The 3,332-nt window shown below is 41.5% G+C and carries 2 protein-coding genes; both read left to right on the top strand.

The genetic code is table 11. The features are described from left to right. Positions 1-757: 757 nt before the first annotated feature. Complete coding sequence (locus EIZ48_RS27775; protein WP_160658589.1) at positions 758-1,402, top strand: cysteine peptidase family C39 domain-containing protein; 645 nt, start codon at positions 758-760, stop codon at positions 1,400-1,402. A 288-nt stretch (positions 1,403-1,690) separates the two neighbouring features. After that, on the top strand, positions 1,691-2,029 hold the full coding sequence (locus EIZ48_RS27770) for a hypothetical protein (protein ID WP_160658586.1): 339 nt from the start codon (positions 1,691-1,693) through the stop codon (positions 2,027-2,029). Positions 2,030-3,332: the final 1,303 nt, after the last annotated feature.

Here is a 3,332-nt window from a genome sequence, read left to right as displayed (position 1 = left end):
GTGGCAGTAGAGTTGCTGTTAAGTCCTTGTGTTTATTCAATTTTGCCATAACAAGGCAATCAAGGGTGACGCGTTACACTCGGCGGTTTTGGTTTGAAGTCCAGTGGGCTTGGTGAGTTCATCGTGGCGCACCTTATTGCTGGCGTTATGGCCTAAAAGCACAGGCAACGTGGTTTTCGCTTCAAGGTTTGTGGGTCAAGCTTAGCGGCTATCAAGCCGAACTTCTCAAGCGATATAACTGAACGCTTATCGGTATAACGAACTGTGAGATTATCTGGCTTTGTTCGCGGCACGCTTGATTTGCCAGCAGCATAGGTTGTGGAAAATGCCAGAAACATCATCGAAAATCAGCTTTCAAATTTTGGCTGAAGACAACAGATTTCCATCTTCACAAATCTCCTATTTATATCATTAGGTAAAGAGCGATTCTTTCTTCATAAGCTGTTAATCCAATTCCTCTGAAAGTTACCCGAACAAAATCCATTCAAAAGAGGCTATGTGCTTAATATTTAAGGCCAAAATTGAGCGATTTCAAACTTATACCTTTTGTTTGTTGTATGATGCCTTAGTCATATGGCAGGTAAATAATTCTGTTCGGCGGTAGCGTGCCAAAATCAAGTTAACTGCTTTAAAGATAGCCATAACAAAGGCATCAAGGTGACACGTTACACTTGGCAGTTTTGGTATGGAGTTCAGTACGCTTGGCTGGTTCGGTGTTGGTGCACCTTATGCCCGGCGTTAAATTTATAGGAAAAATATGCATACAATCAATATAATTGATAAATTGGACACAACACATAATGGCCCAGAAGCAAAGCATTGGGTAACGGATGAGTGGCAGGAAGTATTTCTTAATCAAGGCTCTCTTGATGGAGCTTGTGGTCATTATTGCTTATTTATGTCGCTTATTATAAATGGTGTTATTTCTAGAAAGGATGCTCTTACAGCCCTTAGCTTTAAGCAAGATGGAAGAACCAATATTGGTAAACTTGCTTCTAGGGTAAAAAATCAAAATTTCTTCCATGGTACTTTAGATACAGAGATCGAAGATATATTCGATGGTGTTTATTCACGTGAAGTCGAAATCGAACGTTATAAATTCGGGAATTTACGCGAGTTTGTTGTAAATAATATTAAAGAAAATCACCCTGTAATGCTTGGAATATCTTGGCCTAATGGAGGCCACTGGGTAACGGTTGTAGGCCTTGATTATGAGGGGGAAGGTTCATCGAAAGAGCTTTATCGTTTTTTAGTCATTGACCCCAGTGGTAAGTCTATGCGCTATTGTCCATGGAATGGTGTAATTTCTGTAAAAGGTACCGGTGGTCCTTATCCATATGAGTGGTGGGGTGAACAGCAGAAAGTAAAACTTGAAGACGCTTTAGCAATTAGAGCAATTTAACAAGTCGCACCATGTCGACCCGTTACACTCGGCGGTTTTGGTCTCAATTGGCTTTAGTGTTTACGTTAATCAATTTGACACCTGTGGTAACGGGCGCATGTGCTTTGCGTTATGGCGCAAATTTGCCTTCATTGGGTAAATTATCATTGTTTGCTATAGTGTAGCGCTGGGCTATTTGATAATTTGTCTTAACTTGTACATTTTTGGTTGTTTATTTCTTGGGTTTTAATTTGTTGATATTTTGTGAGTGTTTGTTTGGTTATGGTCTTTGATTTGGGTAAATACACCATGGAAATTGAATTATTAAAAATAATTGGTCTTGGTATGCCAACTGTATTTATATTTATGGTAATCTATGTGCATTTGTTGCTTGGTGTTTCGAGAATGTTTGCGGGTATAGTTAAATTCATTCTTGGAATGATGCTATATATAGCATTTTCAGTAGTTATTGTATCTCCTGTGACATATCTCATCAGAATTAATCAACCAGCTATACAAGAATCAAATTATACCTTTCTTGCCGTATTGTTGAGTTATTTAATAATAATTACCCCTGCTATTTACTATCTTATAAAGGTAAAGAAAAAAGAGTTACAACGTGCTGGTTATTTTCTATCGTTAAAATAACTAGTTTATAGGATTGAATACTGGCGCCATAACAAAGCAATCAAGGTGATGCATTTTACTCAGCAGTTTTGGTTTGGAGTTCGGTGTGCTTGGTTGGTTCAGTGTTGGCACACCTTATTGCGGGCGTTATGGCACAAAAAGCACAGGCAACGTGGTGTTCGCTGTTGGCTCATCGGGTCAAGCTTAGCGGCTATTGAGCCGAACCTCTCTGGCGATATACCTGAACGCTTTCAGTGTATAACGAACTGTGAATTTAGCGGGCTTTGTCCGCAGCACGCTTGATTTTCCTGCTGTGTTTGTTGTCAGAAATCCATAAACATCTCCGAAAAAATCATCAAAATTGAGCTTCGGATTATCAAGTTTCAATTTTGCCAATTTTTCCCGAAGCTTCCGGTTCATATCAGTTGGTAAAGAACAATTCTTTGTCCAGTGGCCACCGATTTTGCTAGTTGGTTCATGAAGTTATGTATCAATTCCTGTTCGGTTTTTATCGGTAGGGTAAACTGGCAGGCGTTCGAGCAGATATTTCTGTAGCGGTAGCGTATCTGGTAAGTGACTAAATTTCTTTGAGTTTGCCATAACAAGGCAATCAAGGTGACCCGTTACACTCGGCGGTTTTGGTTTGAAGTTTGGTGCACTTTGCTGGTTCAGTGTGGGGCACCTTATCGCAGGCGTTAGGCATGGGAAAAGCCTGCTTTTGGATCTGGTCGTAACCGCGTCGCTCAAGAACGGGAAATCTAAGGCCATTCGTTCATCGTAGGGCTGCCCTTAAAGTTCTGGGAAATGCAGGTTGCTCCGTTCTTTGCTGCCTCAGACGGTGGCAATAAGTATTCATAGTTTCCTCGTTGCATTGCTGTGAAAGGCCTGTCTTCAACTCAACCAATCAGCCTGGTGAAGCAGCCTCAATTAGCATCTCATCAGGATGTCATGTAAATGTATCTGGCTTTAAGGTGCTGATAGTATTAGTGTTACTTGAGCTTCAGTGCATGCTATATCCCATGGTTGGCGGCGGACTGCGCTGAGAGTACGGCGGCCAAGTAGGAATTTCACATGTGGAAATGCCTAACAAAGCAATTAAGGTGACCCGTTACACTCGGCGGTTTTGGTTTGAAGTTCGATGCGCTTTGATAGTTTGGTGGGGAGCACCTTATTGCAGGCGTTAGGCATGGGAAAAGCCTGCTTTTTGATCTGGTCGCAACCATGTCGCCCACGAACGGGAAATCTTAGGCCATTCGTTCATTGCATGGCTGTTCTTTAAGGGCGTGGAAATGCAAGTTGATCCGTTCTTTGCTGCCTCAGACGA

Origin of the sequence: Photobacterium alginatilyticum (assembly GCF_009910675.1) — a bacterium.
Lineage (GTDB): Bacteria > Pseudomonadota > Gammaproteobacteria > Enterobacterales > Vibrionaceae > Photobacterium > Photobacterium alginatilyticum.
The sequence above is the reverse complement of the archived record's forward strand: the minus strand, read 5'-3'. Positions and strand labels throughout refer to the sequence as shown.

What these genes read in the sequence shown, in the direction of transcription:
- EIZ48_RS27775 (WP_160658589.1), top strand. Translation starts at nt 758, where the DNA reads ATGCATACAATCAATATAATTGATAAATTGGACACAACACATAATGGC.
- EIZ48_RS27770 (WP_160658586.1), top strand. Translation starts at nt 1,691, where the DNA reads ATGGAAATTGAATTATTAAAAATAATTGGTCTTGGTATGCCAACTGTA.